The sequence below is a fragment of the Streptomyces sp. NPDC003691 genome, assembly GCF_053981115.1.
Genome location: NZ_JBSFNQ010000082.1, coordinates 26,261 through 32,875 on the forward strand (window position 1 = coordinate 26,261; position 6,615 = coordinate 32,875).

At 75.7% G+C, this 6,615-nt stretch carries 3 protein-coding genes and 1 pseudogene; all 4 read left to right on the forward strand.

Annotation, left to right across the window (positions count from 1 at the left end; genetic code table 11):
• The first annotated feature begins 2 nt into the window (after positions 1-2).
• A complete protein-coding gene (locus tag ACWDR0_RS28290) occupies positions 3-1,361 on the forward strand; it encodes a hypothetical protein (protein ID WP_456354621.1) in 1,359 nt (452 codons plus the stop codon).
• An 86-nt stretch (positions 1,362-1,447) separates the two neighbouring features.
• Positions 1,448-4,042, forward strand: coding sequence for a tetratricopeptide repeat protein (locus ACWDR0_RS28295; RefSeq protein ID WP_456354624.1), 2,595 nt, complete (start codon positions 1,448-1,450; stop codon positions 4,040-4,042).
• Between the two features lie 3 nt (positions 4,043-4,045).
• Positions 4,046-4,144: pseudogene (locus tag ACWDR0_RS28300) on the forward strand (zinc-ribbon domain-containing protein); the annotation flags it as partial.
• Between the two features lie 765 nt (positions 4,145-4,909).
• Entirely contained in the window at positions 4,910-6,280 is a 1,371-nt protein-coding gene (locus tag ACWDR0_RS28305) for a PP2C family protein-serine/threonine phosphatase (protein WP_456354625.1), read from the forward strand.
• The last annotated feature ends 335 nt before the right edge of the window (positions 6,281-6,615 follow it).

The following is a 6,615-nucleotide window of genomic DNA, read 5'->3' on the forward strand; positions in this document are numbered from 1 at the left end:
CGATGGGCGTCGCTGGCTCCCTTTCCGGTCCGGGGGGCGGTCTCCCGGGGCCGGTGATGGACCGGGACGAGATCGACCGTGCCCTGGCCCGGCTCGGCGCCGAGCACGAGGCGATCGAATCCTCCCTGCTCGCCCTCCAGGACCACGCGGGGCGCCGGCTCCTCGAAGGCGCGGAGCTGACCGGCGTGACCCGGGACCGGTGGGCCTCGACCGAGCAGTCGATCGCCCTGCTCTGGGGCTACTTCGAGGCGTACGCGGCCGCGGTGACCGGGATCCGGGAGGTCAGGGCCCGGCGGCGGTGGTCCAGCCGGGAGGACCTCGCCGAGCTGACCGAGCGGCTGCGCGGCCCCAGTGTGACCGTCGCCAACCCGGCCTCCACCGGCGCCGCGGGCGGCCCCGCGGCCCTGTCGGTGACCGGCCCGGCGAAGCTCTCCGAACAGTTCACCCTCGAAGGGCTCGTCGCCCGGATGAACGAGCTGTACGCGGGCTCCCTGGACATGGTGGTGACGGCGGACGCGGTGTGGTCGGCACTGCCCGCCCGGATCGACCTGCTCTCCGCCGAACTCCAGCGCACCCGTTCCCTGGCCCACTCGGTGGGGGTGCGTCCGGGGGAGCATCCGTCCGGCGACGATCTGGAGTCGATCACCCATGAGCTGACCACCCTGCGGGCGCAGGTGATCTCCGACCCGCTGGCGTTCTGGCGTCCCGCGGTGGGCAGTTCGGCGCCCGGCGGCGGCCGCCCCGACACCGACCGCTACGACCGGGCGGCCCGTGCCCTGGAGGACATCCGCCGGGAGATCGAAGCGGTCCTCGGGGTCCGCCAGGACTCCGAGGAGCGGCTGGTCAAGCTGCGGGACCTGCTCTCCCGCGCGGACCGCACCCTCAGCGAGGCACGGGCGGCGCGCGGCGAGGTGCTGGCGAAGATCGCCGCCACCGAGGTGCCCGCGGTCAGCGGGCCGCCGACCGCCCTCCAGGAGCGGCTGGCCACCGCCGCCGAGTACCGCAGGCACTCCCAGTGGCACCGGCTCTCACCGCTGCTGGAATCGCTGGAGCGGGAGGCCGAGGACGAACTCATGCGCGCCCGGGAGTCGCTGACCGCGGTGACCGCGCCGCTCGCGGTCCGGGCCGAGCTGCGCGGACGGCTGGACGCCTACCGGGCCAAGATGGCGCGGCACGGCCTCGCCGAGGACCCGGTGCTGATCGAGCGGTACGACGCCGCGCGCCGGATGCTGTGGAGCGCGCCCTGCGATCTGCGGGTCGCCGAACTGGCGGTGCTGCGCTATCAGCGGGCGGCGGCGGAGGCGCTGGCGCCCACGGAGCCCGGATCAACCGGCTCCGCCGACCGCAGGGGGGACGCGTGAGCGGAAACGGCAAGGAGAGCGGCGGAGCGGGCCCGGCGGCTCCCGGCGCCTGCCAGCGGCCCGGCTGCGAGGGGCGCTACGAGGACATGGGCGGCGGCGAACTGTACTGCGACACCTGCGGTCTTGCGCCGGTGGTGGCGGGTGGCGGCCGCGGCTCCTCCCGCGCCGGGGCGGCGTCCGGTGCCCCGGGGGCGTCCGGCCGGGCGGGCGCCGGCGGTTCGGCGCGCTCCGGGCGCTCGGCCCGGTCCGCGCGGTCCTCCCGCTCGGCGCGCTCCGCGGTCTCCCGGCGGTCGGTTTCGGGGCGGCTCTCCCGCTCCCTTTCGGGGACGAGTTCGACGACGCGTTCGGTGTCGGTCCGCTCCAGCGGCTCCGCCACCCGGGGCTCGGGGCGCAACCGGCTGGGGGCCGGGCTGGTGTCGGTGCCGGAGGTGCCGCGGCCGGAACCGCGGTCCGCGGTGATGGCCGAGCCCGAGGTACCGGAGCGGAAGCGATTCTGCTCCCGCTCGGACTGCGGTGCGCCCGTCGGGCGGGCCCGTGGCGACCGGCCCGGGCGCACGGAGGGCTTCTGCACCTCCTGCGGCCACCCGTACTCCTTCGTCCCCAAGCTCGTCCCGGGCGATATCGTCCGCGGCCAGTACGAGGTCGTCGGCTGTCTCGCCCACGGCGGTCTGGGCTGGATCTACCTGGCCATCGACCGTGCGGTGGCCGACCGCTGGGTGGTTCTCAAGGGTCTGCTCGACACCGGCGACCAGGACGCGATGGAGGTGGCGATCTCCGAGCGCCGCTTCCTCGCCGAGATCGAGCACGCCAACATCGTCCGGATCTACAACTTCGTCGAGCATCTCGACCAGCGCACCGGCTCCCTCGACGGCTATATCGTCATGGAGTACGTCGGCGGCAAATCCCTCAAGGAGATCGCCAACGACCGGCGGGACACGGGTGGGCGGCGCGATCCCCTCCCGGTCGAACAGGCCTGTGCCTACGGCATCGAGGCACTGGAGGCCCTGGGCCACCTCCACAGCCGGAACCTCCTGTACTGCGACTTCAAGGTCGACAACGCCATCCAGCAGCAGGACCAGTTGAAGCTCATCGACATGGGCGCGGTCCGCCGGATGGACGACGACGAGTCCGCGATCTACGGCACCGTCGGATACCAGGCACCCGAGGTGCCCGACGTCGGCCCGTCCGTCGCCTCCGACCTGTACACGGTGGCCCGGACCCTCGCCGTGCTGACGATCGACTTCACCGGATACACCAATGTGTACGCGGACTCCCTGCCCGATCCGGAGAAGGTCGAGGTCTTCCGGACCTACGAGTCGTTCTACCGGCTGCTGGTACGGGCCACGGACCCGGACCCGGCCCGGCGGTTCGCCTCCGCGGAGGAGATGGCGGAGCAGCTGACCGGGGTACTGCGGGAGGTGGTGGCGCTCCAGACCGGCCGCGCCAGGCCCGCGCTCTCCACGCTCTTCGGGCCCGAGGTGAAGGTCACCGACACCCAGGTGTTCGCCGCGTCGGGCGACGACGTCTCCCGGCTGGGAGTCCGCCCGGCGCCCCGGGGTTTCCTGGGGCTCTCCGCCGGGGGCCGGACGCCCGCGCCGACGGGGGCCCGCATCACGATCCCGGCGCAGACGGCCACGGCCTCGTCGCTACTGGGCCCGGCCGGCGGTGCCGCCTCCGGGGCCGGTACGGGCGGTTCGGCGGAGCGGCTCGCCCCGCATCTCCTCCCGCTGGACACCACCGCGGTGGCGCTGGCCCTGCCGGTCCCCCGGGTCGACCAGAACGACCCCAACTCCGGCTTCCTCGCCGGGCTGCTCACCGCCGCGCCCGCCGAGCTGATCGCCGCACTGGCCGCCGCCCCCGTCGCCTCCTGCGAGACGGGGCTGCGGGAGGTGCGGGCCCGGCTGGAGATGGGCGACCCGGGGACCGCGCTGACCGTTCTCGCGGGGCTGGAGCAGCGGTTCGGCGACGACTGGCGGGTCATCTGGTACCGGGGGCTGGTGTCCCTGGTGACCGGGGACAAGGAGGCGGCGGCGCTCTCCTTCGACGCGGTGTACGACGCCTTCCCCGGCGAGCCCGCGCCCAAGCTGGCGCTCGGGATCTGTGCCGAGGTGCTCGGACAGCTCGACAACGCCGCCGAGTACTACCGGCTGGTGTGGACGACCGACCCGGGTTATGTGAGCGCCGCGTTCGGCCTGGCGCGGGTCCAGCTCGCCGCCGGGGACCGGGCCGGTGCCGTACGGACCCTGGAATCCGTGCCGGAGGCGTCGATCCACTACACCGCCGCCCGGGTCGCCGCCGTCCGGGCGCGGCTGCGCCGAAGGCTTCCCCAGGAGGAGCTGACCGCCGATCTGACGGCTTCCGCGGCGCAGGTGGAGGCGTTGCAGGAGTTCGGTCTGGACGCGGTCCGGCGGGAGTTGCTCGCGACCGAGGTACTCGGTACGGCTCTGGACTGGGTACTCTCCGGTAGTCCCGGAGCACCGTCCGCCGGTTCGGGCGCGGCGGGTTCGGCACCGCCCGGCGGCGCACCGCGTGCACTGCTCGGCAGCCCGCTCGACGAACGGGGCCTCCGCTTCGGGCTGGAACGCTCCTACCGGGTACTCGCCCGGCTCGCCCAGCGGGGCGAGGAGCGCATGGACCTGGTGGAGCGCGCCAATCGGCTCCGCCCCCGGACGTGGGTGTGATCGATGCCGTCGCAGAATGTTCAGCAGGCCGGGGGGCGCTTCTGCCCCGGCTGCGGCGAGCCGGTGGAGTCCGACGACCGCTTCTGCGGTCTGTGCGGCACCGAGCTCCCGGCTCTCGCGCGGACGGGGCCGCCGTCCGGCGACCGTCCGACCCTGGCCATCGGCACACCCGTCCCCCCGGGGTTCCCGGGGCCCGCACCCGCGGCTCAGGCATCCGCGGCTCAGGCATCGGCGACGCGGCAGGCCGCACCGGCGGCGCAGGGCCCTGCGGCCGGACGCCCGGCTCCACCACACCCGTCCGCCCCTCCGGCACCGCACGCTCCTCCGGTACCGCACGGGGCACCCGCGGCGCAGGCGCCTACCGCCGGAAGCCCGGCTCCGGTTCGGGTTTCGGCTCCGCCGCAGCCGCCCGTGCCCCCGGCAGCGCACGGGACACCCGTGGCGCAGGTGCCCGCGACACCACCCGGTCACGCCGGACCGCAGGGTCCCGGTGCTGTGCCACCCGCTCCGGTTCAGGTTCCGGTTCCGCCGAGCACGGTGGTTCCCCCGGCAGCGCAGGGCGTTCCCCCAGTGCAGCCGCCCTCGACACCACCCGGCTCCGCCGGGAGCCCGGGGCCGCAGGGGCATGCAAGCCCGCAGGGCGTCGTGGTGCCTCCCGTACCGCCGACGCCCCCGGCGCCTCCGGTGCCGCCGGGCTCGCCCGTATCGGCGGCTCCGCGGGGAGCCGACAGGGCTCCGGTTCCGGTTCCGCGGGAGGCGGCCGTGCCGCCCGTGCCGTCGGCGCCTCCGGTATCGCGGGCACAGGCCGGGGTCGCTCGTCCGGGTGAGGCCGGGGCGGGTGCGGCGGCCGAGCGGCCGCGGTCCCGGATCTCGGCGCTCACCGATCCCGGCGGCCCGGCGCCCGCAGGTACCGACTCGCCCACCCTGGCCGTCCGCCACGACCTCCGGGCCCCCGGGGCCGGTACCGGTGGTGCCGGGGTGCAGCACTCCTCCGCGGAGCCGTCCTTCGGCCCGTCCACGGCCGGGCACGCCCCGGCCGGGGAGGCGTCCGAGGGGCCCGCGGGAGCGCCTGGGTATCCGGTCGCCGCGGCAACTGCCGGAGGCCCGGCCCCCGATTCCGGGGACTTCGCGCTGCAGCGGCCCGCGGCGCAGCCCCCGGCCGGGCCGCCGACCGGGCCGGAGACCGCGCCCGGGGAGCCGGACGGAAAGCAGAACGCGGAACAGACCGGACCGTGGCCGGATCCGGCGGAGGACGGGCCCGCCCCGGACCCGAGGACCGCGGAGCCCGGCTCCGCCGGTCCGGGCAGCGTCACAAAGCTCTGTGTGGCGTGCCGGGCCGGACAGGTGGACACCGACGGCTACTGCGAGAACTGCGGCCATGCCCAGCCGCGTGAACGGGACCATATGGAACGGGAACTGGACACGGTGGCCGCCGTGAGCGACCGCGGACTGCGCCACCACCGCAACGAGGACGCGTTCGCCGTCTCGGCCACCGCCCTGCCGGACGGATCGCCCGCGGTCGTCGCCATCGTCTGCGACGGCGTCTCCTCGGCCACCCGGCCCGACGAGGCGTCACAGGCGGCGGCCAGGGCCGCCTGTGACGCCCTGGTGGAGGCCCTGCCCCGGGGCACGCACCCGCAGCAGGCCATGCGGGACGCCATCGTGGCCGCCGCCGCCTCGGTGAACGCGCTCGCCGCCCCGGGCCGGGGCGGCGACGCCCTCGGCCACGACGCCCACCCCCAGGTGAACGCTCCCGCATGCACCATCGTGGGCGCGGTCTCCGCAGGCGAACTGCTGATCGTCGGCTGGGTCGGCGACAGCCGGGCCTACTGGGTGCCCGACGACCGTTCGGGCCCGTCGGCCCGGCTCACCGAGGACGATTCCTGGGCCGCCCAGATGGTCGCGGCCGGTCTGATGACCGAGGCCGAGGCGTACGCGGACGAGCGCGCCCATGCGATCACCGGCTGGCTGGGGGCCGACGCGTACGAACTCGACCCGCACACCGCCGCGTTCAAGCCCGACCGGCCCGGAGTGGTCGTGGTCTGCACGGACGGGCTGTGGAACTACGCCGAGGCGGCGGAGGAGATGGCCCGGGTGGTACCGGCCGACGCCGCGCTCCGGCCGCTGCACAGCGCCCGGACCCTGGTCGGGCACGCCCTCGACGGGGGCGGGCACGACAATGTGACGGTGGCGGTGCTGCCGTTCGCCGTCGGGCCGCGGGGCGGAGGGCCGTCCTGAGCCCCGGCCGCCGCCCGCCCCGGCCTCGGGTGGCACCGGGGCGGGGTGCGCCGAGAGGCCCGTAAGGGCAGGGGGCGAGCCGCCCGGAGGTCCGCGGCCGGCGGCCCGAGTCCCTCACCGGAGGACTGCCTTCCGGAGGGCCGCACCGCCCGAGGCACCCGCCGGAGGACCGCACCGCCGGAGGGCCCGCCGGAAGCCGCTCCGCGACGCGGCGCCGGCACCGGCTCCCGCCGCACCCCGCCTAGGGAGTTTCTTTCGGATCAGGCCGGATGAGCGAGCGGGGTCTGGTGCCGTGGATCGCAAGGCGGAGGATTGAGCCACTGCGGAGCATTGGT

Coding starts and splice junctions, on each gene's coding strand:
- ACWDR0_RS28290 (WP_456354621.1), top strand. CDS start 3: ATGGGCGTCGCTGGCTCCCTTTCCGGTCCGGGGGGCGGTCTCCCGGGG.
- ACWDR0_RS28295 (WP_456354624.1), top strand. CDS start 1,448: ATGGGCGGCGGCGAACTGTACTGCGACACCTGCGGTCTTGCGCCGGTG.